This is a genomic window from Campylobacter sp. MIT 99-7217, from assembly GCF_006864365.1.
Taxonomy (GTDB): domain Bacteria; phylum Campylobacterota; class Campylobacteria; order Campylobacterales; family Campylobacteraceae; genus Campylobacter_D.
The window spans coordinates 19292-43299 of the sequence record NZ_QHLJ01000007.1 but is presented as its reverse complement, the minus strand read 5'-3'; the positions used below and the strand labels follow the sequence as shown (position 1 = coordinate 43299).

At 34.8% G+C, this 24008-nt stretch carries 24 protein-coding genes and 1 rRNA gene; 15 read left to right on the top strand and 10 right to left on the bottom strand.

From position 1 onward, the window contains the following. Positions 1-68: 68 nt before the first annotated feature. The 7 genes from mqnP (at position 69) to DMB92_RS06930 (ending at position 6734) form a co-directional block, all read left to right on the top strand. The gene (gene mqnP / locus DMB92_RS06960; RefSeq protein WP_142682334.1) at positions 69-944 is read left to right on the top strand and encodes a menaquinone biosynthesis prenyltransferase MqnP; all 876 of its coding nucleotides are present in this window, start codon (positions 69-71) and stop codon (positions 942-944) included. Continuing rightward, a complete protein-coding gene (locus DMB92_RS06955) occupies positions 941-1438 on the top strand; it encodes a hypothetical protein (RefSeq protein WP_142682333.1) in 498 nt (165 codons plus the stop codon). Before mqnP ends, DMB92_RS06955 begins: the two co-directional genes overlap by 4 nt. After that, positions 1431-1937: a DUF6115 domain-containing protein gene (locus tag DMB92_RS06950; RefSeq protein ID WP_142682332.1), complete on the top strand. Its 507-nt coding sequence runs from the start codon at positions 1431-1433 to the stop codon at positions 1935-1937. The genes DMB92_RS06955 and DMB92_RS06950 overlap by 8 nt, the downstream gene beginning before the upstream one ends. Positions 1938-1946: 9 nt before the next feature. Next, positions 1947-2915 (top strand): GTP 3',8-cyclase MoaA, encoded by a 969-nt coding sequence (gene moaA, locus DMB92_RS06945; protein ID WP_142682331.1) that lies wholly within the window; start codon positions 1947-1949, stop codon positions 2913-2915. Positions 2916-2994: 79 nt separating this feature from the next. Further along, complete coding sequence (locus tag DMB92_RS06940; RefSeq protein WP_142682330.1) at positions 2995-4164, top strand: glycosyltransferase family 39 protein; 1170 nt, start codon at positions 2995-2997, stop codon at positions 4162-4164. Continuing rightward, positions 4164-4898 carry a Tfp pilus assembly protein FimT/FimU gene (locus tag DMB92_RS06935; RefSeq protein ID WP_142682329.1) on the top strand — a complete coding sequence of 245 codons (735 nt, stop codon included), beginning with the start codon at positions 4164-4166 and terminating at the stop codon, positions 4896-4898. Before DMB92_RS06940 ends, DMB92_RS06935 begins: the two co-directional genes overlap by 1 nt. 189 nt (positions 4899-5087) lie before the next feature. After that, positions 5088-6734 carry a methyl-accepting chemotaxis protein gene (locus DMB92_RS06930; RefSeq protein WP_142682328.1) on the top strand — a complete coding sequence of 549 codons (1647 nt, stop codon included), beginning with the start codon at positions 5088-5090 and terminating at the stop codon, positions 6732-6734. Here the strand turns inward: DMB92_RS06930 and mreC are convergent. Genes mreC through fabZ form a run of 5 tightly spaced genes read right to left on the bottom strand, consistent with a single transcriptional unit; the run spans position 6729 to position 10964 of the window. After that, complete coding sequence (gene mreC, locus DMB92_RS06925) at positions 6729-7478, bottom strand: rod shape-determining protein MreC (protein ID WP_142682327.1); 750 nt, start codon at positions 7476-7478, stop codon at positions 6729-6731. The genes DMB92_RS06930 and mreC overlap by 6 nt on opposite strands. Next, positions 7468-8508 carry a rod shape-determining protein gene (locus tag DMB92_RS06920; protein WP_142682326.1) on the bottom strand — a complete coding sequence of 347 codons (1041 nt, stop codon included), beginning with the start codon at positions 8506-8508 and terminating at the stop codon, positions 7468-7470. The genes mreC and DMB92_RS06920 overlap by 11 nt, the downstream gene beginning before the upstream one ends. A 4-nt stretch (positions 8509-8512) precedes the next feature. Next, a complete protein-coding gene (gene clpX, locus DMB92_RS06915) occupies positions 8513-9736 on the bottom strand; it encodes an ATP-dependent Clp protease ATP-binding subunit ClpX (protein WP_142682325.1) in 1224 nt (407 codons plus the stop codon). After that, positions 9729-10520 carry an acyl-ACP--UDP-N-acetylglucosamine O-acyltransferase gene (gene lpxA / locus DMB92_RS06910; protein WP_142682324.1) on the bottom strand — a complete coding sequence of 264 codons (792 nt, stop codon included), beginning with the start codon at positions 10518-10520 and terminating at the stop codon, positions 9729-9731. The genes clpX and lpxA overlap by 8 nt, the downstream gene beginning before the upstream one ends. A 3-nt stretch (positions 10521-10523) precedes the next feature. Then, a complete protein-coding gene (gene fabZ, locus DMB92_RS06905; protein WP_142682323.1) occupies positions 10524-10964 on the bottom strand; it encodes a 3-hydroxyacyl-ACP dehydratase FabZ in 441 nt (146 codons plus the stop codon). Positions 10965-11116: 152 nt separating this feature from the next. On the opposite strand from fabZ, the gene DMB92_RS06900 reads away from it, so the two are divergent. The 7 genes from DMB92_RS06900 (at position 11117) to DMB92_RS06865 (ending at position 16735) form a co-directional block, all read left to right on the top strand. Then, the gene (locus DMB92_RS06900; protein WP_142682322.1) at positions 11117-11866 is read left to right on the top strand and encodes a 7-carboxy-7-deazaguanine synthase QueE; all 750 of its coding nucleotides are present in this window, start codon (positions 11117-11119) and stop codon (positions 11864-11866) included. Then, positions 11863-12444: a 6-carboxytetrahydropterin synthase gene (locus DMB92_RS06895; RefSeq protein ID WP_142682321.1), complete on the top strand. Its 582-nt coding sequence runs from the start codon at positions 11863-11865 to the stop codon at positions 12442-12444. The genes DMB92_RS06900 and DMB92_RS06895 overlap by 4 nt, the downstream gene beginning before the upstream one ends. Then, positions 12444-12929 (top strand): c-type cytochrome, encoded by a 486-nt coding sequence (locus DMB92_RS09425; protein WP_260604775.1) that lies wholly within the window; start codon positions 12444-12446, stop codon positions 12927-12929. Before DMB92_RS06895 ends, DMB92_RS09425 begins: the two co-directional genes overlap by 1 nt. After that, positions 12926-13333, top strand: a complete 408-nt coding sequence (locus DMB92_RS06880; protein ID WP_409513402.1) for a hypothetical protein — start codon at positions 12926-12928, stop codon at positions 13331-13333. The genes DMB92_RS09425 and DMB92_RS06880 overlap by 4 nt, the downstream gene beginning before the upstream one ends. Next, positions 13333-13998, top strand: a complete 666-nt coding sequence (locus DMB92_RS06875) for a 16S rRNA (uracil(1498)-N(3))-methyltransferase (protein ID WP_142682319.1) — start codon at positions 13333-13335, stop codon at positions 13996-13998. The genes DMB92_RS06880 and DMB92_RS06875 overlap by 1 nt, the downstream gene beginning before the upstream one ends. A 289-nt stretch (positions 13999-14287) precedes the next feature. Next, positions 14288-15004, top strand: a complete 717-nt coding sequence (locus DMB92_RS06870; protein ID WP_142682318.1) for a gluconate 2-dehydrogenase subunit 3 family protein — start codon at positions 14288-14290, stop codon at positions 15002-15004. Between the two features lie 9 nt (positions 15005-15013). After that, on the top strand, positions 15014-16735 hold the full coding sequence (locus DMB92_RS06865; RefSeq protein ID WP_142682317.1) for a GMC family oxidoreductase: 1722 nt from the start codon (positions 15014-15016) through the stop codon (positions 16733-16735). A 20-nt stretch (positions 16736-16755) separates the two neighbouring features. On the opposite strand, the gene murI is transcribed toward DMB92_RS06865, so the two are convergent. The 5 genes from murI to DMB92_RS06840 all read right to left on the bottom strand — a co-directional run bounded on the left by murI (position 16756) and on the right by DMB92_RS06840 (position 21881). After that, positions 16756-17508, bottom strand: a complete 753-nt coding sequence (gene murI, locus DMB92_RS06860) for a glutamate racemase (protein ID WP_142682316.1) — start codon at positions 17506-17508, stop codon at positions 16756-16758. 12 nt (positions 17509-17520) lie between these two features. After that, on the bottom strand, positions 17521-17991 hold the full coding sequence (locus tag DMB92_RS06855; RefSeq protein ID WP_142682315.1) for a C40 family peptidase: 471 nt from the start codon (positions 17989-17991) through the stop codon (positions 17521-17523). Beyond that, a complete protein-coding gene (nhaA, locus tag DMB92_RS06850) occupies positions 17991-19148 on the bottom strand; it encodes a Na+/H+ antiporter NhaA (RefSeq protein WP_142682314.1) in 1158 nt (385 codons plus the stop codon). The genes DMB92_RS06855 and nhaA (DMB92_RS06850) overlap by 1 nt, the downstream gene beginning before the upstream one ends. Beyond that, on the bottom strand, positions 19136-20317 hold the full coding sequence (gene nhaA / locus DMB92_RS06845; RefSeq protein ID WP_142682313.1) for a Na+/H+ antiporter NhaA: 1182 nt from the start codon (positions 20315-20317) through the stop codon (positions 19136-19138). The genes nhaA (DMB92_RS06850) and nhaA (DMB92_RS06845) overlap by 13 nt, the downstream gene beginning before the upstream one ends. A 520-nt stretch (positions 20318-20837) precedes the next feature. Further along, positions 20838-21881 carry an aldo/keto reductase gene (locus DMB92_RS06840; RefSeq protein ID WP_142682312.1) on the bottom strand — a complete coding sequence of 348 codons (1044 nt, stop codon included), beginning with the start codon at positions 21879-21881 and terminating at the stop codon, positions 20838-20840. A gap of 555 nt (positions 21882-22436) precedes the next feature. Here DMB92_RS06840 and DMB92_RS06835 point away from each other — a divergent pair. Next, positions 22437-23949: ribosomal RNA gene (locus DMB92_RS06835) — 16S ribosomal RNA — on the top strand. Positions 23950-24008 lie beyond the last annotated feature (59 nt).

Here is a 24008-nt window from a genome sequence, read left to right as displayed (position 1 = left end):
AAAAGCTTTCTTTAAAATTTAAATATTTTATTGTAAAATCATACACAAATTTTTTGAAAGCGAGTTTAATGAAAACAATCTATCTTAAATTTAAGATTTTGCTTGATTTGGTTGTATTTAAGCACTCTATTTTCGCTCTACCTTTTTTATTTATATCGCTTATGGTTGCTTCTAAGATGATTAACGATAGTGCTTGGTTTGGTTTTAAAGTGCTGATTTTGGGTATCATTTGTGCTGTAAGTGCAAGAAATTTTGCTATGGCGGTAAATCGTTTAATGGACGAAGATATCGATAAGGACAATCCTCGCTGTAAAAATCGTCCTAATATCAGCGGAGCGATAGATAGAAAGAGCATTTGGGTATTTATCATCATAAATGCTTGTATCTTTATAGCTTGCTCGTATTTTATCAATTCACTTGCTTTTATGCTATCCTTTCCTATACTTTTTATTTTAGCTCTTTATTCTGCTTTCAAACGCTTTTCTTCTTTAGCTCATCTTGTGCTTGGTTTTTGTTTGGGTTTAGCACCTATTGCTGCTAGTGTTATGGTGCTTGGGAAAATAGAAATTTACAGCGTTATTTTGTGTTTAGGGGTTACTTTTTGGGCTGGAGGCTTTGATTTGCTTTATAGCTTGCAAGATATTGACTATGACAAAGAAAAGGGCTTACACTCTATACCTGCTCAGTTTGGAGAAAAAGCTACTTTGATGATTTCAGCTTGTTGTCATATCTTGGCTGTGATTTTTTGGCTTTTATTTGTCTGGATAGCACCCTTGCATCTTATCTCTTTTTTAGGTGTTTTAGTTTGTGCTGTTATTTTGTTTTTTGAACACAAGATCGTGCATAAAAATTTCATTCATATTGATAGAGCATTTTTTACCTTAAATGGGTATTTGAGTATTATATTTTTTATTTTTGTATGGGTTGATTTGTTATGGCAATGAATTTTTTTAAAACAGCTTTAAGGATAGACTTTCAAGAAGCAAGCTTAGATGATGAGCAGTTTATGCAAGAGTATTTTAATCTTAACCTAAGCAAGATTAATGATAGGTGGAAAAAGCTAAGCTTTAAAACGGATTTTACAGAGGGCGAGAGGCTTTTATTTGAGCTGATTTTAAAACTAAGAGAAGATATAAAGGGCTTAGAACAGCGAATTCTTTCTGAAAATTCTTTACTTGAATTAGAGCAAAAAGCAAATTTATGTGGGGTAAATTTTGAAAATTTGCAACTTTTAGAAACATGTTTAAAACAAAATCAAATTTATTATGGCAGATTTGAACTAAATCGTAGTAAAATAGCATTATTTTTTGAAGCATTAGATGAAAAAACAGCAAAAATCATCAAAATAAAGAATGAAGATAAGCAAGAATACGACGCTTTTGTGGTGCAAATGCAAAGGGAGATGATCAAAACTTTAAAAGGAAATGACAATGAGTGAGGATTTGCTCTATCTTATCTTTATGATGATTTTAATGCTTGCCTTTATAGCTTATATGTTCATTAAGGACAAGGAAAACACAGCAAGAATAGTCAAGCTTGAAAGGGCTATTGAGGATATGAGTAAACAGTATCATTTTATGAGAAAGGAGTTTGAAGATATAAAAACAAATGAAAAAGTGGATATCGAAGAACTCAAAGATGAGGTTGCTGTGCTTCTTGATAGAGAAGTAAGTAACAAAATTTTACCTGTGCTTAAAAGCTTAAAAGGCTTTGAAAGTGTGATAGAGGATTTTCAAAATGAGCAAGCTCAAAGGATAGCAAATTTAGAGCAAAAGGCTCGTAGTATGAACAAAATCACGCCTGATTATAACAATGAAGAGCAAAAAATCGTTGATTTATTCCAACAGGGAAAAAGCATAGAGCAAATCGCTAAAGACTTGAGAATAGGCACAGGAAAAGTAGAATTTGCTCTTAAATTTAAAAAACTCATACAATAAGGCTTTATTATGTTAATTGATTCTTTTGATCGCCATATTAATTATCTTAGAATTTCTTTGACACAAACTTGCAATTTTCGTTGTTTGTATTGTATGCCAAAACTTCCTTTTGATGCAAAAGTTGAAGAAAAATTGCTTAGTTTTGAGGAGTTGTTTTTATTTGTTAAAGCTTGCATTGATGAGGGGATTAATAAGATAAGAATCACCGGTGGCGAGCCACTTTTAAGACAAGATCTTGAAGTTTTTATCAAGATGATTTATGATTATGCTCCACAAATTGATCTAGCAATCACTACAAATGCCTTTTTACTTGAAGAAAAAGCAAGCGTTCTTAAAGAAGCAGGACTTAAAAGAATGAATATCTCTCTTGATACCCTTGATCCTAAAAAGGCTAAAAAAATCGCTCAAAAAGATGTTTTAGAGCAGGTTTTAAGAGGTATTCAAAAAGCTAAAGAACTTGGTTTTTTCATCAAGCTTAATACAGTAGTATTAAAGGGCATTAATGATGATGAGCTTGTTTTGTTGCTTGATTATGCTAAAAATTTAGGAGTGCAAATTCGTTTTATAGAATTTATGGAAAATCACCATGCTTACGGGCAACTCAAAGGCTTAAATTCCACAGAAATTTTAACACTTTTAAAACAAGGCTATCCAACCATTTATGAAGATGAAAAGCCTATAAATTCGCCTGTGAGCTTATATCGCTTAGAAGATGGCTATAAATTTGGTATCATTGATCCGCATAGCGATAAATTTTGCAATAGCTGTAACCGCATTCGTCTTACTGCTGAGGGATTTTTAATCCCTTGTCTTTATTTTGATGAGGCTTTAAGCATTAAAAAAGCCTTAAAACAAAAGGACATTCCTGAGGCTGTAAAGATTTTAAAGCAAGTTGTTATAAACAAGCCTGAAAAAAATAAATGGAGCGTTGCTGATAATGAAACCTCTTCAAGAGCCTTTTATCAAACAGGAGGCTAAGGCTTTTTTATCTTGCTTGTATCTTTTTTAAGCTTAAATTTTGTAAAATGAAAGCTCTATCCTAATAAAAGCGATGTTGATGAAAAAAGCAGTGATTTTGATCTTATGTCTTGATTTGCTCGCACTTCTTTATGGAGTAAGCACCTTAAGTATTGGGGCAAATGAGGCAAAAATTTACTTTGAAGATAAAAGTTTGCTTTCTTTTATCGCTCATCTTGGCACAAAGTTATGGGGACAAAATGACTTTGGGCTTCGTTTTCCTTTTGTTTTGTTTCATTTTTTAAGTTGTATCTTGCTTTATATTTTAGCTTTAAAATACACCAAAACCCAAAAAGACGCTTTTTATTCACTTTTGCTTTTTATCTTACTGCCCGGAAGTGTTGCTAGTGCCTTACTTGTCAATGAAGCTTCTTATGTGATCTTTTCGAGTTTGCTTATCGTTTGTGCTTATGAGTATGATAAGAAAATACTTTTTTATCTACTTTTGTGCCTTTGTGTTTTTATCGACAAATCCTTTGTGATTTTATATCTTGCCTTTGTTTTTTTTGCGATTTACAAAAAAAATGGCTTACTCTTTGGTGTAAGTCTTGCCTTGTTTATCACAAGTTTGGGAATTTATGGTTTTAACACGAGCGGAAGACCAAGGGGGTATTTTTTAGATACCTTGGGAATTTTTATGGCATGTTTTTCCCCTCTTGTTTTTATCTATTTTTTTTATGTGATTTATAGACTTGCTTTTAGACCTAAAAAGCCTTTATTATGGTTTTTGATGAGTGTTTCTTTTATCTTTTGCTTACTTGTTTCTATAAGACAAAGGCTTTATTTGGAAGATTTTCTTCCTTTTTGTGTGATTTGCACCCCTTTGCTCGTAGCTTCTTTGATGAGTTCTTACCGTGTTCGTTTGCCAAAATTAAGGCTAAAATATAATATTTTTATCCAATGTGCTTTGATTTTTTTGGTTTTTTGTTATGCGGTGATTATCTTTAATCAAAGCTTGTATTATGTGATCAAAAAGCCACAAAAGCATTTTGCTTATAATTACCACGCTGCAAAAGATCTTGCCCTAGAGCTTAAAAAAAGAAATATTAAAGCCATTAAAACTGCTGATAAAACTCAAATCAGGCTTAAATTTTATGGTATTACAAGTAGTGATAGAGTTTTTTTACAAGAAAAACAAAGTCTTAAAGAGGCTGATTTTAAAATCAGTCTTGGTCAATTTGATAGATACTATAAAATCAAAAGGTATTAATGAGCAAGGCTTTTAGCTTGATCGAGCTTATTTTGGTGCTTGTGATTATAGGAATGCTCCTTTCTTTGATGAAATTTTATCCTAAAAATAGCGACTTAATACTTGGAGCAAAGCAAATCATCAATGACATAGCCTACACAAGAAGCCTTGCTCTCATGCAAGAAAGTTTTAGACAAGATATAGCAAAAGATGAGTGGTTTAAGTCAAGATGGCAGCTTTATTTTATCCGCTCTAAAAGTGCTACTGATAATAAGCAAACTTATACGATATTTCTTGATAAAAATGGCGATGGTAATGCAAATATAGGCAAAACTTTTATAAATTTAGATAGGGAAATAGCTGTTGATATACTTGGTGCAAACAAGCTTATGAACTCTGGACAAAGTGGGGTCATAAGTAAAGATGATGCAAAGGCAAGCAAGAGATTTAACATACAAGATCGCTTTGGTATAACAAAGGTTGAGTTTAAAGGCTCTTGTGCGGGTGCTACAAGGCTTGTTTTTGATGAGTTTGCAAGGCTTTATTCGCCTTTAACAAAGTCGCAAAGTCCTTATGAAAAAAGCTTAGCCAAGAAAAAAGAACCTTGTGTGATAAGGCTTAGCAATGCTAAAGAAGAAAAAATTTGTATCGTTGTCGATGCTTTAAGTGGTTTTGCTTATTTGCCTGATTTTATTTCTCAAAATGAACAAATGATCTCATTTACAAGATCGCAAAGGCTTTGCTCAAAGCTTTAAAAGATGATTTGGAACAAGTTTTGCTTTGCTCTTAAATAAAAGTTTTAAATGCCATATAAAAATTTTATATCTTAAACAAATTTAAACTAAAAAACTTTGGCATAAAATAATATTAAATTTATATTTTATTAATAATATTTGTAATAAAATTGAAAACTTAAATTTATGTATAAGGTAAAGGGTAAGAAAATGAAAAAAAATAAATCCTCTTTAGGGATATCAGCAAAATTATATCTTAGTTTTTCATTTATGTTTGCCATTATGATTTTTATCACTGTTTTTTCTTTAAAAGAAATGGGGGCACTAAATGAAAGCTTATCAACAGCAACTTATGTGAATGGATATATTTCAAGAAGGGCTATAAATTTTAGAGGCTCAGTTCATGATCGTTCTATTTTGATCAGGGACGCAATTTTGATCAAAGATCAAGTGGATTTTGAAGATACCTTAGCTCAAATCAAAAAGCTTGAAGAAGACTATGAGGTGGCAAGACAAAAATTTATTGATCTTTTCAAAAAAGGAAATTATGATCCTAAAGTTAAAGAAATGTATGATGATATAGAAAATACAAATAAACTGACCACGCAGACATACGAAGTAATCATTTCTTTTATCAAAGAAGGAAAGCTTGAAGAAGCAAGGGTGATGATCTTAGAAGATGCAAGAAAGCAGTTTATCACTTGGCTAGCACAAATTAATAAACTCATTGATTATGAGGAAAATATTAATGAAAATTTAACGCAAAGTTCTATAAGCAAGGCTAGCTCTTTTAGACAGATTATGTTTTCTATTATTATTGTTGCGTTTATTATTTCTGTTATTGTGGCGTATTTTGCTGTAACTTATATCAAAAAATCAGTGGGTGGAGAACCAGCAGATGTTAATCATATCATTACAGAAGTAGCTAACGGAAATTTAAGGGTTACGATTTCGACCAAACATAAAGAAAGTATCCTTTATGCTGTGAGTAAAATGCAAAATCAGCTAAAAAATATCGTTCAAAAAATCATCATTCTTTCTAATGAATTAAACAAAAAAGCTGATCTTATCATGGAAGTTTTTGAAAATACTGAAAAATCAAGTATCACACAAAGCCAAATTTCAAATGAATCTGTTCAAAATATCCAAAAACTTGCCGAAAAAACAAAAAATGTCTCTCAAAGTGCTGAAGAAACAGAACAAAACTCAAAAAATACAACACAAGTTTGTGAAGATAACCGTCAATCAGCTGAAGAAACAGCTTCTCAAATGGAAATTATTGCTGAAAATTCTTCAAGAGTATCAGAGCAAATTTCACTCCTAAGCGAACATGCAAACTCGATAGGATCAAGCACAGAGCTTATCAGTGAGATCACTGATCAAACCAATCTCTTAGCCTTAAATGCTGCCATTGAAGCTGCAAGGGCTGGAGAAGTTGGACGAGGCTTTGCTGTCGTGGCTGATGAAATTCGAAAACTTGCTGAAAAAACGGGTTCTGCTACAACACAAATTGCTATCATCAACAAAAAAATTCAAGAAGAAACCATAGCTACAGCAACAGCCATTAGCGAATCAATTCCTCTTATCAATCAAGGAAAAACCTTAAGTGAAAATATGAGAGATAGCATGGATCTTATCTATAAACAGGCTAATGACAGCTTGTTAAAAGCTCAAAGTGTGAATGATGAAGTAAGCCAACAAGTAGATTTGATGGAAGAAATCCAAGGACAAATTGATTCTTTTGCTAAAATTTCTCTTCAAACAAAAGATACGATTGTTAGTAATAAAAAGGCTATGAAAGAACTCAAGTCAATTTCTGATAACTTGCAAGAAGAAGTAAAAATCTTTAGATTATAAACTTTCTATCATATACATATAAGAAGGAATTTCAACCTTGATGAAAGGTTGCAATTCCGCACTTTTATACATATCTTTGTCTATAATGTTTATGATTTTGCCAACAGGAATGCCAGCAAAAAATATCTCATCAAGCCCACTTGTAAGAACCTCATCGCCAATATGAAGCTCGTCCCATTTAGGAATAAAATTTACAAAAACCTTACCATCTTGACCCTGTAAGATACCGGGTACTTTATTTTTACCGATAGAAACGGAAAATACACACTGCTCATCGCCTTGCAAAAGTGCCATAGGTCTTTTATCTTTAAGCACAGCAACGCCAGCTGCATAGCCTTGATAAATAAGCCCTCTGCTTTTGCTTAAATTAAAGCTATTTGAATGAAGCCAAAGCCTATGATAATCGCCAACTTGGACATAAGAAATAGCCCTTACTAAAGAAACTTTAGGAAAATATTGGGTTGAGTTTTTATCTTCTAAAAGCAAATTAAGCTGATTGGCAAAGGTTGAAAGTAAGATACTTGATTCTTCTAAATTTTTATTTTGAGCCTTAAGTATACGAATTTGTTCTGCTTGATTAAAATGCTCATTAATTTTGCTTTTAAGATAATCAGTAAAGCCATAAAAGGTATTTATCGCTGTATCATTGACATTTAAAGCATTGCTCTTAATACTTCCGCCATAATAAAAAGAAATAAATACCAAAAACGCAAGTATTAAGATATTGCGGATTTTATTCTTCATTCGTTAGCTGTTTAAGTAGAGAAATTTCTTCAAGTATCTTTCCTGTGCCTCTAGCTACTGCTAAAAGAGGTTCATCTGCTACATATACAGGAAGTTTCACTGTTTCTGAAAGATATTTATCAAGTCCACGAATCAACGCTCCGCCACCTGTTAAAACCACTCCATTTTCAACAACATCACTCGCCAAATCAGGCGGCATCATCTCAAGAACCATTTTCAAAGCATCTGAAATTTCTTTCAAATATTCTCTCATCGCTTCTCTGGCATCCTCACTTGTCAGTTCGATACGGCTTAAAAGCCCAGTTACTTGATCGCGTCCTTTTACAACCATAGAAAGCTCTTTTGCAAGAGGATAGGCTGAACCTATGGAAATTTTAACCTCTTCGCCTGTTCTTTCGCCTATAACAAGATTGTATTTTTCTTTGACATAGTTTACTATGCTCATATCAAGCTTATCGCCAGCTGTTCGTATGGATTTTGAAATAACTAAGCCACCAAGTGAGGTAACGCCTATTTCTGTCGTTCCTCCACCTATATCTACGACTAAATTTCCCTTAGGTTCTTGTATAGGCAAATTTGCTCCAATAGCAGCTGCCATAGGCTCTTCTATCAAGAAAACCTCTCTAGCTCCAGCACTTAAAGCACTTTCTCTAACAGCCTTTCTTTCCACCTGAGTAAGCCCATAAGGTACTGAGATAATGATCCTTGGACGGATTAAGAATTTTCTTCTATGCGTTTTTTCTATGAAATACCTAATCATCTTTTCAGTCATATCAAAATCAGCAATAACGCCATCTTTCATAGGACGGATCGCCTCTATATTTGCCGGAGTTTTTCCCACCATGTCTTTAGCTTCTTGACCTACGGCTAAAATTTTAGCTCTACTTCCATATCTTTCACGCTCCACAGCTACAACTGAAGGCTCATTGATCACTATACCCTTATCTCTTATCAAAACTAAGGTATTTGCTGTACCTAAGTCTATACCCATATCACTTGAAAACATTCCTATACATTTATCTAAAAACATCTTTTCACCCTTTTTGCTTTGTTTTTATAAAAAGTGGCTTTGCACCCTCTTCTATGACTTCTTTTGTTATGATTATATCATAATTTTCATACTCTGGAAGCTCAAACATCAAATCAATCATCACCTCTTCGATGATACTCCTAAGTCCTCTAGCACCGGTTTTTCTTTTCAAAGCTAGTGCAGCGATAGCCTTTAAAGCCTCATCTTCAAATTTTAAACCGACATTATCAATAGCAAAAAGCTTTTGATACTGCTTAATGATGGCATTTTTAGGTTCTGTTAAGATCCTAACCATATCAGCTTCATCAAGTTCATTTAAAGAAGCAATCACATGAAGCCTACCGATAAGCTCAGGGATCAAACCAAAATGTACCAAATCATCAGGTTCGATTTTTTCCATGATATGAGCCTTGTCTTGGCTTGTTTCTTCAAAAAAGCCTACAACTCTATCGCCCATCTTGCGCTTTACAATCTCTTCAAGTCCGTCAAATGCACCACCACAAACAAAAAGAATGCTTGAAGTATCCATTTGGATAAAGTCTTGATTTGGGTGTTTTCTACCTCCCTTTGGTGGGATATTGACCACACTTCCTTCTATGATCTTTAGCAAAGCTTGCTGCACACCCTCTCCACTCACATCACGCGTGATAGAACGATTTTCGCTCATTCTTGCGATCTTATCGATCTCATCGATAAAAACTATACCTGTTTGAGCCTTTTTCACATCACCATTAGCAGCTTGTAAAAGTCTTGTGAGTATGTTTTCAACATCTTCTCCAACATAGCCAGCCTCCGTTAAAGAAGTCGCATCGCAAATGGCAATAGGCACATCTAAAAAACGAGCCAAAGTTTGAGCAAGTAAGGTTTTTCCACTTCCTGTAGGTCCAACAAGCAAGATATTTGATTTGAAAAGCTCGGTATCATCATCTTTTAAATTTGACTTGAAAAGCCTTTTGTAGTGATTATATACACCTACACTAAAGATTTTTTTTGCTCTTTCCTGACCGATAACATATTTATCAAGCTGAGCCTTAAGCTCCTTTGGTGTGATATGAGAAAAATCTGTATTTTCATACTCTGTGGGTATTTTTGTATTTTCTTCTCCAAAAACGATACCATACGCTGCTTTGATACAATTTTCGCAAATATAAGAGCTATGACTTTGATCAGGCATCATCATTATGCCCTGACTTTCATCTTCTCCACAAAAAAGACATTTCTTAGGCATGTTTTTTTCCTTTATACACAGGAATTCCTCTTTTTGTTTCTAAAATAAAAGAACACATCTTGCGGACATTCTCACTTTGCACGCTTTGAAGCAAATCTTGTGCATTTTGTTTTAAATCAGAACTTTTGAATAAAAATTTATAAGCCTTATTGATCCTTTCGACCTCATCTTTATCAAAGCGTCTTCTAATGCCCACTAAATTTAAGCTTCGAATGCTTGCTCTATTGCCCTCAGCCAAGCAAAAAGGCACGATATCTTGAGAAAGTGCCGAAGCTCCTGCTATCATAGCCCCTTCTCCTACTTTAACGAATTGATGAATAGGAGTAAGCCCTCCAACAACAACAAAATCATCAAGTTCAACATGTCCAGCTAAGGTCGCATTATTTGCTAAAATGATATTTTTGCCAAGCTTACAATCATGTGCAATATGACAATACGCCATGATAAAGGCATTATCCCCTATCCTTGTAAAGCCATCGCCCTTAGCTGTGCCTGAATTGATTGTAGCAAATTCTCTAATCACAGCATTTTGCCCTATAATCACACCTGTTTCTTGCTCATCTTCATAAGAGATATCTTGAGGAATATCCCCTACAATAGCGTAAGAAAAAACCTTACTTCCGCTTCCTATGCTTGTATTTGCAAGAATTCTAGCACCTTGCTTGATCGTGCAATTATCGCCAATTTTTGCATTTTTGCTGATATAAGCATAAGCTTCAACTACGCAGTTTTCGCCTAAAACAGCTCCATCTTCTATAACTGCACTTGAATGAACTTTTTTCATGCCTCATTTATCCATTATCATAGCTTTAAGTTCAGCCTCAGCAACTAAATTTTCATTCACATAAGCTTTTCCTTGAAAAACCCATAAATTTCCGCGATTTTTAACCACAAACATTTCATAATCAAGTCTATCGCCCGGACGCACAGGATTTCTAAATTTAGCCCCATCAATACCGGTAAAATACACAACCTTACTCTTAGGATCAATCTTTTCTTCCATACTCTCAAAAGCAAAAACCCCACCTGTTTGAGCCATACCCTCTAAAATCAAAACACCCGGATAAATAGGGTGTGCTGGGAAATGCCCTAAAAAAACATGATCACTTATGCTGATATTTTTATAACCTTTGATATATTCGCCTTTTTTAAGCTCCGTGATCTTATCCACAAGTAAAAAGGGGTATCTATGGGGTAAAATTTCTTGAATTTGCATTATGTCCATCATTTTTACTCAACCTTCAAATAAAAAAGCTAATTTTACTAAAAAAATATTAAAAAAAGGATAAAGAAAAGTAGTTTTTTAAGTTTTTTTAAATTTATTTTTACAAAATTTTAAAAAACTTAAATATAATTTCAAAAATAAAAATGAGGTTTTCTTTGCAAATTGTAGAATATTTTTTAAGCATTCAAGGAGAGGGAGCTTTTGCTGGGCGTTTGGCTATATTTGTAAGATTTGCTGGTTGCAATTTTAATTGCTTAGGTTTTCAGGTTAGAAAATTTAAAAATGGCAAAACCTTAGTGGGCTGTGATACCATAAGAGCTGTTTTTACAAAGGAATTTGAAGATGAATACTTCAATTTAAGCAAAGATGAGCTTTTGCAAAAAATTTTAGAACTCAAAAAAGATACCAAGCCTATCATCGTAATCACTGGTGGAGAGCCTTTGATACATCATAAAAATAGCGAATTTATAGGCTTTATAAAAGCCTTGCTTGAAAGAAATTTAGAGGTACATTTTGAAACAAATGCAAGCATTTTTATCGATTTTGAAAAATATCCTTTTTATAAAAAATGTGTTTTTGCTATGGGTGTAAAGCTTCAAAATAGCGGTTTAGACGAAAGTGTAAGGCTAAATTTTAAGGCGATAAAAGCAATTATCGAAAACGCAAAACAAAGTTTTTTTAAATTTGTTTTAAGTAAGGAACAGATTGAAAATAACCAAGCCCAAGCTGAAATTTCACATATCTTAAATCACGCACAAACGCAGGTTTTTTGTATGCCTTTGGGGGCAAATCAAAAAGAAATTGAGGAAAATGCCTTAGCACTTGTTCAATTTTGCATAAAAATGGGTTATAATTACTCAGATAGAATTCATATTAGAATTTGGGGAGATAAAGAAGGCGTATGATCATACGAAAACTTTTTGAATTTGAAAATGCTCATATTGTAAGAAATTGCTCTTCAAAGCGTTGTAAGACAAGTATCCATGGGCATTCTTATAAGATAGAAATTTTCCTTGAAAGCTCAATGCTTGATCATGCGGGCATGGTGTATGATTTTGGACTTTTAAAGCAAGAAGTAAGGCAAATAATAGATAGTTTTGATCATGCTATAACGCTTTTTAAAGATGATGATAAGCAGTATTTAGAGGATATGAAAAAACACTCCAAACGCTTTGTTATCTTACCGGTCAATGCAAGTGCTGAGAATTTTTGCCGTGTATTTTTTGTGCTTATAGATACGCTTTTAAAACAAACAAAAATGCAAAATGGCGAACAAGGCGTAAAACTTCAAAGTATCATTGTTCATGAAACAAGAACAAGCTATGCACAAGGTTTTAGAGAGGATGCTTATAATAAAAATTTAACTCAAATCAATCTTGAAGAAATAGAATTTTCTCCTGAGATCAAAGCTGATTGGACGGACAGAGATTTTTTTGAAAAATTAAAAAATGGTTCTACATTTATCAATAAAAAGGAAATATAATGACAAAAAAAATATTTTTTTTATGCCTAGCTTTTTTTTTCATTTCTTGCTCTCAAGATGAAAATAAGCAAAAAATTGATCTTAATACCAGCGAAGAAATAACACAAATCGAGCAAAATGATGAAACAACAGAGCTTAGCGATACTAATGTTCCTATACCTGTGCAAGAAGATAAAGATCCTTTGCCCATAGAAAAGGAGATCAAAAATGATCGATCAAGCTCTTATCAGCAAACAAGTGATGATATAGCAAAGCTTTATGCCAAAGAATGTGCTTTTTGTCATGGTAAAAATGGAGAAAAAAAGGCACTTGGTGCAAGTTTGATCATCAAGGATATGAGCAAAGAAGAATTTGCTAATACCCTTAAGGGTTATCAAGCAGGCACTTATGGAAAAAAACTTGCCAAACAAATGAAACCTTATGCTGATATGCTTAATGCTCAGCAAATTTCTCAGCTTGCCACACTTATCGCAAAGGCTGATTGATGGAAATTTTTAATGGGGTTTTAGCCCTACACATTTATAGTCTGTATGCGAGTGGATTTTTAATGTTTTTTTATCTAACCCTAACGCAGGGAAGCTTTACGAGCGAATTTAACTTTATAAGACGCATTCGTTTGTTTTTACCCGTGTATTATATCTTTTTAGCTATAGTTTTTTTTACAGGCTTATTACTTTTAGCTCTAAAAGGCTTTGTTTTAAACACCTATATCATGCTCATGATCGCTACTTGGCTTATTATCTTTTTTCTTGCTATTTTTCAATTTATCCTTTTTAAAAGAGCAAGAAGAAGTAGAAGATATAATATTTTTAGAGGTATGAGCTTTTTTATCCTTTTGTTTGATATTTTTTTGCTTTTTGCACCTTATGTTTTTAAAGACTATTTTTAATGCAATTTTTATATCACCCAAGTGCCAAAGATGAATATCTTAGCTTGAAAAATGAGGATTTTTTACACCTAAAAGTTCGAAGAATCAAAGCCTTTGATAAGCTCATCTTAAGAAATTTAAAAGATGATTTTGCCTATCTTTACGAGCTTGTTGAACTTCAAAAAAACTCTTGCAAACTTAAACTGATCTCATATGAAAAAAGCCCTTCAAATAACACAAAAGGAGTTCTTGCTCTAGGTGTTATAGACACAAAAAATTTAGAAAAAATTCTACCCTTTTTAAATGAACTTGGTCTTGATAAGCTTGTTTTAATCTATACTCAATTTTCTCAAAAAAATTTCAAAATCGACCTAGAAAGAATCAATCGAATTTTGATCAATTCTTGCGAGCAATGCGGTCGCACCTCCTTAATGAAAATTGAAATTTTTGACAATGTTAAAGATTTTCTGCACGCTTTTAAACATGTGGTTTTGATTGATTTTAAGGGAAAAGAATTTGATGAAAGTGCTTTAAAAGATGAAAAAAATATCTTTTTTATAGGTCCTGAGGGTGGTTTTAGCGAAGAAGAAAGGAAAATGTTTGATGAAAAGATGAAGCTTGAATGTGCTTTTATACTCAAAAGCCAAACCGCCATACTTGCTTTAGCGACTAAAATTTTACTCTAAAATACAAAAATTTGCTCAGCTTTTTAAAATTTCAAATTTAACTTGTGTTTATTAAAGATTAAATTTTTGATAAGAAAGTATTATATTTTCTTATAAAAATATAATAAATATTATCATATATAAATCAAATTTAAACAAGGTAAATAAAAATATAAAATCATAAAATATTAATTAAACATAGTAAATATAGGGATTAAATTTGATCAAATATCTTTATATTAAGATAAAATTTATTTATTTTTATTTATACTTATTTTTGATAATTATTATACTAAAAAAGGAGATATGTATGGATAAAAAACTTAGTCGCAGATCTTTTTTTAAAGCTTCTACCTTATTTACCTTAGCAAGTGCCTGTGTGCCAAGTCTTGCTTTTGCTCAAGAGCATAGCGATCATATGGGCGTTTCAACCAATGCTTCAAGGGCAAGGATCTTTTTTAACAACCAAGATCAATTCAATATCATTGCCGAAGCATGCGAGAGAATTTATCCAAAAGATGAGTTAGGAGCTGGTGCAAAAGAACTTGGCGTGGCATTTTTTATCGATAATGAGCTTGCGGGGAACTATGGTAGCGGGGCGAAGGATTATAGAATGCCACCTTTCATTCAAGGGGCGAAAAATCAGGGCTATCAATATCCTATAACGCGTGCAGAGCTTTTTAAGCTTGGGGTTAATGCCCTAAACGAAGAGGCAAAAATGCGTTATAAAAAGGGCTTTTTAGAAATAAGCGATACACAAAAAGATGAGGTTTTAAAGGCTTTTGAGGCAGATAGGACTAAATTTAGCTTTGGAGGCATGGTTAAGGCAAGTGATTTCTTTGCTGAGCTTAGAAGTATGACTTTAGCTGGCGTTTATGCTGATCCTATTTATGGAGGTAATGCCAACATGCAAGCATGGAAGATGAAGAAATTTCCGGGCGCTCAAATGAGCTATACAGCACAGGTTTTAAATGAGGATAAATTTGAAATCATCGATCCTGTGTCCTTATCTGATATGTCGCATTAAGGAGCTAAAATGGCAAAGACATTAAAAAAAGCCGATGTTGTTGTGGTCGGTCTTGGTTGGGCTTCTTCTATTGTTGCAAATGAGTGTGCTAAGGCTGGCTTAAAAGTAGTAGCACTTGAAAGGGGTGCTAACCAAGATACGAGCGATTTTTTGGGCGCTCACGATGAGTATAAATATGTGAATAATTTTGCTTTAAAGCAGGATTTAAGCAAGGAAAGTGTTACTTTTAGAAACGAAAGCAAGCAAATGGCACTTCCTATGAGAAAGAATTACTCTTTTGATGTGGGTAATAATGTAGGCGGTGCTGGCGTGCATTGGAATGGTATGAGTTATCGTTTTTTGCCTTATGATTTTGAGCTTAAGTCTATGACCGAGCAAAGGTATGGCAAAAACAAGATTTCTAAGGATTATAGCATTCAAGATTGGGGTCTTAGCTATGATGAAATGGAAAAATACTACGATAAAGCCGAAAAAATGATGGGAATTTCAGGCGAGGATAAAAGCCCATTTTCAGGTAAAAGAAAAAATCCTTTCCCAAATCCGCCACTTGAAAAAACCACCATGCTTCATAAATTTGAAAAAGCAGCTAAGAAGCTAGGGTATAATCCCTGTATGGTCCCAGCAGCAAACTGCTCTCAGCCTTATGAAAACAGCGATAAGCAGTCTTTGGGTGCTTGTCAGTATTGTGCTTTTTGTGAGCATTTTGGTTGTGAATATGCAGCTAAGGCTTCTCCTTTGATTACGACTATACCAAGTGCTTTGGCAACAAAGAATTTAAGCATTATCACGCATGCAAATGTGATAGAAATTTTGCATAAAAATGGTCGCGCAAGTGGGGTTAAATTCATCAACACCCTTACTTTAGAAGAGTTTATCCAGCCTGCTGAGGTAATTATGCTTGGCTCTTATGTGTTTAATAATGCTAGGTTATTAATGCATTCAAAAATTGGCGAAATTTATGATGAAAAGAGCCTTAAAGGAACTTTGGGTAAAAATTATAGTTTTCAAATCACTCCTAGCGTCAATGGCTTTTTTGACGAGCCTTTTAATGTGTATTTAGGGGCTGGAGCGCTTTGTAACTGGATAGATGATTTTAATGGAGATAATTTTGATCATTCTAAGCTTGATTTTATCCATGGAGCTAGCTTTAGAATTTCACAAAACGGAGCGCGTCCCATCGCTTCAAATCCTATCGAACCCGGAACTCCTACTTGGGGAGCAGCTTTTAAAAAGGCTTCGGTGCGTAATTACACGAGATTTACCTACATAGGCGCGCAAGGAGCTAGTTTGCCTCATAATAGCAATTATCTTTCACTTGATCCAACTTACAAAGACGCTTATGGTTTGCCTTTGATACGCATCACTTATGATTACACCAAGCAAGATAGAAAGCTTTATGATTTTATGCTTCCAAAACTTGCAGGGATCATGAAAGAAATGGGCGCACGCAAATTTTACACTTCGCCAAAGCTTACAAATTATGGTTTAGTCTCTAATGGCTGGTATGGCTCTACACACATTGCAGGCGGGACTATAATGGGTGCGAAAAAAGAAGAAAGCGTGGTAAATACTTATTTACAGCACTGGGATATGCCAAATTTATTTGTTGTAGGAGCGAGCAACTTCCCGCACAATCCGGGCTATAACCCAACCCTAACCATAAACGCCCTAGCTTACAGAGCCAGCGAGGGCATAATCAAATTTTTTAAAGAAAAACGCTTGCTTGCTTAGATAAAGAGGCTTCGTGCCTCTTAAATTTCTTTTTGTAGCCAAAGTGAAGCAGTTTTTTCTAAAGCTTTGATATCACTTGAAGCATAAAATCTAAGCTTGCTTTCATCTTTAAGGCTTTGAAGTTTAAATTTTTGTCTTAATTGATCAACGATAGCATCGCCTGAGTGAATAAGCTTTGTATTTGTTCCAAAATATGTTTGCAAAGACTTTGCAAGCAGTGGAAAATGCGTGCAACCCATGATCAAGGCATGAGGGCTTGTTTGGATACTTGAAAAATAATACTTCAAGGCACTTTGTAAAAATTCCCCCTCAAAAATGCCCTCCTCAACCATAGGGACAAACATACCTGTGCTAAGGGCTTTGACATTAAAAAATCCCGCTTTTTCTAAGCCTTTTTGATATTCGCAAGAATTTATAGTTGCCTTTGTGGCGATGACTAAAATATCACTATTTTTATCTTTGATATGAGTTTTAACAGCTTCAACTCCAGCATCAATAACGCCTAGTATAGGGAAATTTGCATTTGCTCTTAAAATATCAAGTGCATAAGCGCTTACGGTGTTGCAAGCAATGATAAGCATGTCTATATTAAATTTTTTAAAAAAGTCTAGGGCTTCAAGTGAAAAAGTGATGATAGTATCTTTATCCTTAACCCCATAAGGAACGCGTGCGGTATCGCCATAATAAATAATTTCTTTAAAAAAATGTGCCTCAAGTAAGGGTTTTAAAACGCTTAATCCCCCAACTCCGCTATCAAAAACGCCAACTTTCATATTTACCTTTAGTTATTTGATATAGCGTCTAGCACCCAGATATTTTGGTTTCCAATAAGAATTATTCAAAGAAGCTTCTCTTACTCCACCTTTTGGAGAAAGATGAATAAATTTATCTGCTTTGGTGTAAATGCCTACATGAAGACCATTAGGACCACGCCCTGTTTTAAAGAAAACTAGATCTCCACTTCTTAAATTTTTCTTTGAAACCTTAATACCACTTTGCATTTGCATTTTGGTTGTGCGGGGAATTTTTGTATTAAAATTTTTTAAAGCACTTTGCGTAAAGCCAGAACAATCAGCCCCCTTAGTTCTACTTGTTCCACCTAAGACATAAGGAGTTCTTTGCCATTGTTTTTGAATTTGAGCAAGTTGAGAAGAAGAAACATTTGTCTTAGGATATGAAATTTTATGTGTTTTGGTGCTACAAGCATTAAAAATGAATAATACTATAAGCAAAGAAAAAATTTTTAAATATTTCATTATTTACTCGCAAAAAATTTAAGATAAATAAAGCCAAAGATACCAGAGCAAAAAGAAGCCATTAAGATAGCAAAATTATCAGCATAATGAAAAATATCACTCACCTCATAAGCAAGTCCATCGATAAACAAAGACATCGTAAAACCAATGCCCGTAAGTATACAAACCCCATAAAGTTGCTTGAAATTTGCACCCTCTGGAAGCTTTGCGAGCTTTAACTTGATACTGATATAAGAAAAGATAAATACACCCACTTGTTTACCCACAAAAAGTCCTAAGAAAATCCCTAAGCTCACACCTGAAAAAATAGAACTCATATCAATCTTTGAGAGATTTACTCCAGCATTTGCAAAGGCAAATAAAGGCAGGATAATAAAATACAGAGAAAATTTCAAATTTTCATTGATATGCTCTAAGAAAGGTTCGCCTTTTTTTGTATATAGTGGGATAAAAAGAGCCGTGATGATGCCTGCTAGGGTTGCATGCACACCGCTTTTAAGAACACTTAGCCAAAGGACTAGGGAACAAATGAAATATAAGGATTTTCTTGTAATATTGAGCCAATTTAATACGAATAAACTAGCTATACACAGGCTTGCAACAACGAGAGCAAGAGCTGAAAGCTCGCTTGTGTAAAAAATAGCGATGATTAGGATCGCTCCTACATCATCAAAAATTGCCAAAGAGAGCAAGAAAATCTTTAAAGAACTAGGTAAGCTTTTTCCAACCATGATCAAAATCGCTAAAGCAAATGCAGTGTCTGTTGCTGTTGGTATCGCCCAGCCCTTAAGTGTATAAGCATTTTCAAAATTAATCAAAGCAAAAATCAAAGCAGGCACGATTATGCCACCAAGTGCGGCGGATAAAGGCAAAACTATACTTTTTGGATTTTTCTTAAATTCACCTTCTGCAAATTCTTGTTTGAGTTCAAGACCTATTGCAAAGAAAAAAATGGCGATCAAACCATCATTGATCCAAAGCAAAAAAGGCTTGAAAAGTTCAAATTCTCCAACCTTAAAACCCACACTAAGATCTATAAAATTCCTATAGTACTCGCTATATGAGGTATTTTCTATCCATAAGGCACAAAAGGTTGCGATGATGAGTAAGACGCCACCAAAGGCTTCGTTTTTTAGAAGAAGTTTTAGTCTTTGCAATTTGTAGCCTTTATTTGTGGATTTTTAAGTAAATTAAGGTAAATATAAGCAATCAAAGCGCTGGTGAAACTTGCAAGCAATATAGCTAAACGATCAGCATGAGCGTAGAGATTTGGATCTCTATAAGCAAGCCCATCGATAAATAAAGACATCGTAAAACCAATGCCTGTAAGTATGCAAATACCATAAAATTGCTTGTAACTGACATTTTCTGGAAGCTTTGCGAGCTTTAACTTGATACTAACATAAGAAAAGATAAATACACCCACTTGTTTACCCACAAAAAGTCCTAAGAAAATTCCTAAACTCACAGGAGAAAACAAAGCTCCAAGTTGCATTTGACTGAGATCAACCCCAGCATTTGCAAAAGCAAATAAGGGTAAGATAAAAAAATGTATCCATGGCTCTAGCACATTATACAAGGGCTTTAAGAAAGCCTTTTCTTTACGGCTTTGCAAGGGGATAAATGCTGCTACGATAACACCTGCTAAGGTTGCATGCACACCGCTTTTAAGCATAGCTATCCACAAAATACAGCCTATGATGATGTAAGGTTCATATTTGCTTACATGAAAATGATTTAAAAGATATAAAGCAAGGATACACAAAGCACAAAAAACCATGGCAAAAGCAGATAATTCGCTTGTGTAAAATAAGGCGATGATAACGATAGCACCCAAGTCATCAAAAATTGCCAAAGAAAGTAAAAAAAGCTTGAGACTTGATGGAATTTTATTGCCAAGTAATATAACAATACCAACGGCAAAAGCTATATCCGTAGCCGTTGGTATAGCCCAGCCTGCCATAGCTTGCTTATCATGAAAATTAATCAAGGCAAAAATCAAAGCAGGGACGATCATGCCACCCAAAGCACCAAATATAGGCAGAGAAACGGAGCGGACATTTTGAAGTTGTCCTTTTAAAATTTCGTATTTTAATTCAAGCCCTATGTATAGGAAAAAAATAGCAATCAAACCATCATTTATCCAATATAAAAGAGGTTTTATAAGCTCAAAATCTTTAAAGATGAAGCCAAAATTTGAATACAAAAAATTATGATAAATTCCCTCAAGACTTGAGTTTTGACACACTAGAGCAAGTAGGGTGCAAAAGATGAGTAAGACACCGGGGAAAGGTTCGCCAAAAATGAATGCTTTTAGTTTTGTCAAAATATGTCTTTCATAATGATGATTTCTTTGTTCTCAATATTTAAATTTTTTCGTTATTTTACTATAAGAAAGTTAAATTTATCATTTAAAAAAGCAACATAAGGAAAATTTAATAACAAAGGTAACATTTGCTAGAGCAAAAGCTCTCATGTATGATTTACGCACAAATACGCCAAGCTCTTGAGCTTGAAAACTTGTCAAATCTAGAAGCAGGCTTTCTTTCGTGTCATTTTGCTTATTGACTTTATCAGACTTTTGATTTAGAATATAAGCGCCAGCTCTGAATTATTATTTGAAGTATCGGTTACACTTGAAATTATTTTATTTCCTTATATCAAGGAAATTTTTATAGGCGTTGATATATACTTAGTTTTTTACAAAAATACGAAATTATCGTGAAAATTTATTTGTTATGATATTAAAACATAAAAATTTCAACACCATATAACAGAGTTTGATAAATTTTTTAGTCTTTATTTTTAATTGTAAAGATGAGGAGAAAACTCCCCTCATTTAAAAATTAAAGCACACAAGTGCCATAGTCAAAAACCCTAGGATCTCTATGTCCTGTGGTTTCTTGTTGATGCCAATAAGGATAAGCAGGACGAGTAGAGCTTATCTTAGTAAGCCTATTAATTTGCTCCTTGCTTAAAACAAGCTCGCTAGCCCTTAAATTTTCTATGAGCTGATCCTTATTTCTTGCCCCAACGATTAAAGAACTAATGCTTGGACGAGCTAAAAGCCAGGCAAGGGCGACCTGGGCCACTGAGTGATTGCACTCTTTGGCTATATTTTCAAGCTCATCGATGATCTCAAAAAGCTTGTTTTTATCTACCTGCCAAGCTGCTTTAGTGCTTAAACGGCTTGTGCTTGGTGGATTTTTAGAGCGAGAAATTTTGCCAGTTAAAAAAGAACCAGACAAGGGCGACCAAACCATAGTGCCTACATTTTGATCAAGTGCCAAAGGCAAAAGCTCATTTTCAGCCTCCCTAGCAGCCAAAGAATAATAAAGTTGATGAACGGCTGGCTTTGGTAAAAAATGCCTTTCGCACAAAGCAAGCATCTTCATCAAGTGCCAGCCGCTGTAATTTGAAACCCCAAAATAGCGGATTTTACCTGAGCGAATAAGCACATCAATAGCCCTTAAGCTTTCTTCAATAGGAGTAAGAGCGTCAAAGCAGTGCAAATAATAAAGATCTATATAATCGGTGCGAAGCCTTTTTAAGCTAGCCTCGCAAGAGCTAATGATCTTAGCATAAGAAGTGCCACTATCATTTACTCCTTGCCCCATAGGCATACCTGTTTTAGTGGCTAAAAAAAGCTTATGGCGTCTTCCTTGACTAAGCTCGCCTAGCATTTCTTCTGATTTTCCTGCTGAGTAGCCATCGGCTGTATCAAAGGAATTTGCCCCATAATCAAGGCAGATATCAATTAGCTCTCTTGCTTCTTTTAAGGAGCTATCACCCCAAGCCTTGACTATGTCATTGCCGCCTCCAAAGGTAACTGTGCCAAAGCTAATGGCTGGGATAATAAAGCCTGAATTTCCTAATTTTCTATACTGCATTTTTTACCTTTCTTGTGTAATATTAGATTTGTTTGGATAAATGTGTTTTTTAATGATTATATATATTTTAATTTAATACCTTTTTACAATTTTGAGATATATCTAAATTTTTATCAAACTTTAAGCTTATTTGTATATAATTTCATTTCCCTTTTTGTTTTTCTAAACATTTACCTAGGGATTTTTGAGTTTTATAACTAAGAAATCTTTTTTAGCTTATAAATTTTCAATCAAGCTTTTATTGTTTTTTGTTAAACTCTAACACGGCTTAAAAGGCAGTGTTTAGTATTTTTATATTAAAAGCTAAAAGCAAAATTTGTTCTTTAAATTAGTATTGTTTTTCAAATCTTATTAGTCAATCTTTGAAATCTAAATAAGTGATCGATTGAGCCAGATTTAATTTGCTTTTAAAACTAAAAGCTCTTTAAATTTAAAAACTTTTTCTTTGAAGAAAAAGATTAAACAATCCAAACTTGAATTGATTTATTATTGAAGTATTTTTCAATTATTTGTCATTCAAATACACTAAAATAAAATTAATTTGTTTTAGTATTTTTTATGGAGAGTTTGATCCTGGCTCAGAGTGAACGCTGGCGGCGTGCCTAATACATGCAAGTCGAACGATGAAGCTTCTAGCTTGCTATAAGTGGATTAGTGGCGCACGGGTGAGTAAGGTATAGTTAATCTGCCTCTTGCAGGGGGACAACACTTAGAAATGAGTGCTAATACCCCATACTCCTGCTTAACACAAGTTAAGTAGGGAAAGTTTTTCGGCAAGAGATGAGACTATATAGTATCAGCTAGTTGGTGGGGTAAGAGCCTACCAAGGCTATGACGCTTAACTGGTCTGAGAGGATGATCAGTCACATTGGAACTGAGACACGGTCCAAACTCCTACGGGAGGCAGCAGTAGGGAATATTGCGCAATGGGGGAAACCCTGACGCAGCAACGCCGCGTGGAGGATGACACTTTTCGGAGCGTAAACTCCTTTTCTTTGGGAAGAATTTTGACGGTACCAAAGGAATAAGCACCGGCTAACTCCGTGCCAGCAGCCGCGGTAATACGGAGGGTGCAAGCGTTACTCGGAATCACTGGGCGTAAAGGGCGCGTAGGCGGATTATCAAGTCTCTTGTGAAATCTAATGGCTTAACCATTAAACTGCTTGGGAAACTGATAATCTAGAGTGGGGGAGAGGCAGATGGAATTGGTGGTGTAGGGGTAAAATCCGTAGATATCACCAAGAATACCCATTGCGAAGGCGATCTGCTGGAACTTAACTGACGCTAAGGCGCGAAAGCGTGGGGAGCAAACAGGATTAGATACCCTGGTAGTCCACGCCCTAAACGATGTATGCTAGTTGTTGGGCTGCTAGTCAGCTCAGTAATGCAGCTAACGCATTAAGCATACCGCCTGGGGAGTACGGTCGCAAGATTAAAACTCAAAGGAATAGACGGGGACCCGCACAAGCGGTGGAGCATGTGGTTTAATTCGAAGATACGCGAAGAACCTTACCTGGGCTTGATATCCTAAGAAGCTCTTAGAGATAAGAGTGTGCTAGCTTGCTAGAACTTAGAGACAGGTGCTGCACGGCTGTCGTCAGCTCGTGTCGTGAGATGTTGGGTTAAGTCCCGCAACGAGCGCAACCCTCGTATTTAGTTGCTAACAGTTAGGCTGAGCACTCTAAATAGACTGCCTTCGTAAGGAGGAGGAAGGTGGGGACGATGTCAAGTCATCATGGCCCTTATGCCCAGGGCGACACACGTGCTACAATGGCATATACAATGAGACGCAATACCGCGAGGTGGAGCAAATCTATAAAATATGTCCCAGTTCGGATTGTTCTCTGCAACTCGAGAGCATGAAGCCGGAATCGCTAGTAATCGTGAATCAGCCATGTCACGGTGAATACGTTCCCGGGTCTTGTACTCACCGCCCGTCACACCATGGGAGTTGATTTCACTCGAAGTGGAAATGCTAAACTAGCTATCCCCCACAGTGGAATCAGCGACTGGGGTGAAGTCGTAACAAGGTAACCGTAGGAGAACCTGCGGTTGGATCACCTCCTTTCTAGAGTACAAAGTGATAAGTCTCACAACTATCACTCAAATACAATGAAACATTGTAGC

What these genes read in the sequence shown, in the direction of transcription:
- DMB92_RS06930 (WP_142682328.1), top strand. Translation starts at nt 5,088, where the DNA reads ATGAAAAAAAATAAATCCTCTTTAGGGATATCAGCAAAATTATATCTT.
- DMB92_RS06875 (WP_142682319.1), top strand. Translation starts at nt 13,333, where the DNA reads ATGCAATTTTTATATCACCCAAGTGCCAAAGATGAATATCTTAGCTTG.
- DMB92_RS06840 (WP_142682312.1), bottom strand. Translation starts at nt 21,881, where the DNA reads ATGCAGTATAGAAAATTAGGAAATTCAGGCTTTATTATCCCAGCCATT.
- DMB92_RS06940 (WP_142682330.1), top strand. Translation starts at nt 2,995, where the DNA reads ATGAAAAAAGCAGTGATTTTGATCTTATGTCTTGATTTGCTCGCACTT.
- lpxA (WP_142682324.1), bottom strand. Translation starts at nt 10,520, where the DNA reads ATGAAAAAAGTTCATTCAAGTGCAGTTATAGAAGATGGAGCTGTTTTA.
- clpX (WP_142682325.1), bottom strand. Translation starts at nt 9,736, where the DNA reads ATGCCTAAGAAATGTCTTTTTTGTGGAGAAGATGAAAGTCAGGGCATA.
- DMB92_RS06950 (WP_142682332.1), top strand. Translation starts at nt 1,431, where the DNA reads ATGAGTGAGGATTTGCTCTATCTTATCTTTATGATGATTTTAATGCTT.
- murI (WP_142682316.1), bottom strand. Translation starts at nt 17,508, where the DNA reads ATGAAAGTTGGCGTTTTTGATAGCGGAGTTGGGGGATTAAGCGTTTTA.
- DMB92_RS06935 (WP_142682329.1), top strand. Translation starts at nt 4,164, where the DNA reads ATGAGCAAGGCTTTTAGCTTGATCGAGCTTATTTTGGTGCTTGTGATT.
- DMB92_RS06955 (WP_142682333.1), top strand. Translation starts at nt 941, where the DNA reads ATGAATTTTTTTAAAACAGCTTTAAGGATAGACTTTCAAGAAGCAAGC.
- fabZ (WP_142682323.1), bottom strand. Translation starts at nt 10,964, where the DNA reads ATGATGGACATAATGCAAATTCAAGAAATTTTACCCCATAGATACCCC.
- DMB92_RS06865 (WP_142682317.1), top strand. Translation starts at nt 15,014, where the DNA reads ATGGCAAAGACATTAAAAAAAGCCGATGTTGTTGTGGTCGGTCTTGGT.
- moaA (WP_142682331.1), top strand. Translation starts at nt 1,947, where the DNA reads ATGTTAATTGATTCTTTTGATCGCCATATTAATTATCTTAGAATTTCT.
- DMB92_RS06895 (WP_142682321.1), top strand. Translation starts at nt 11,863, where the DNA reads ATGATCATACGAAAACTTTTTGAATTTGAAAATGCTCATATTGTAAGA.
- DMB92_RS06920 (WP_142682326.1), bottom strand. Translation starts at nt 8,508, where the DNA reads ATGTTTTTAGATAAATGTATAGGAATGTTTTCAAGTGATATGGGTATA.
- DMB92_RS09425 (WP_260604775.1), top strand. Translation starts at nt 12,444, where the DNA reads ATGACAAAAAAAATATTTTTTTTATGCCTAGCTTTTTTTTTCATTTCT.
- DMB92_RS06855 (WP_142682315.1), bottom strand. Translation starts at nt 17,991, where the DNA reads ATGAAATATTTAAAAATTTTTTCTTTGCTTATAGTATTATTCATTTTT.
- mqnP (WP_142682334.1), top strand. Translation starts at nt 69, where the DNA reads ATGAAAACAATCTATCTTAAATTTAAGATTTTGCTTGATTTGGTTGTA.
- mreC (WP_142682327.1), bottom strand. Translation starts at nt 7,478, where the DNA reads ATGAAGAATAAAATCCGCAATATCTTAATACTTGCGTTTTTGGTATTT.
- DMB92_RS06870 (WP_142682318.1), top strand. Translation starts at nt 14,288, where the DNA reads ATGGATAAAAAACTTAGTCGCAGATCTTTTTTTAAAGCTTCTACCTTA.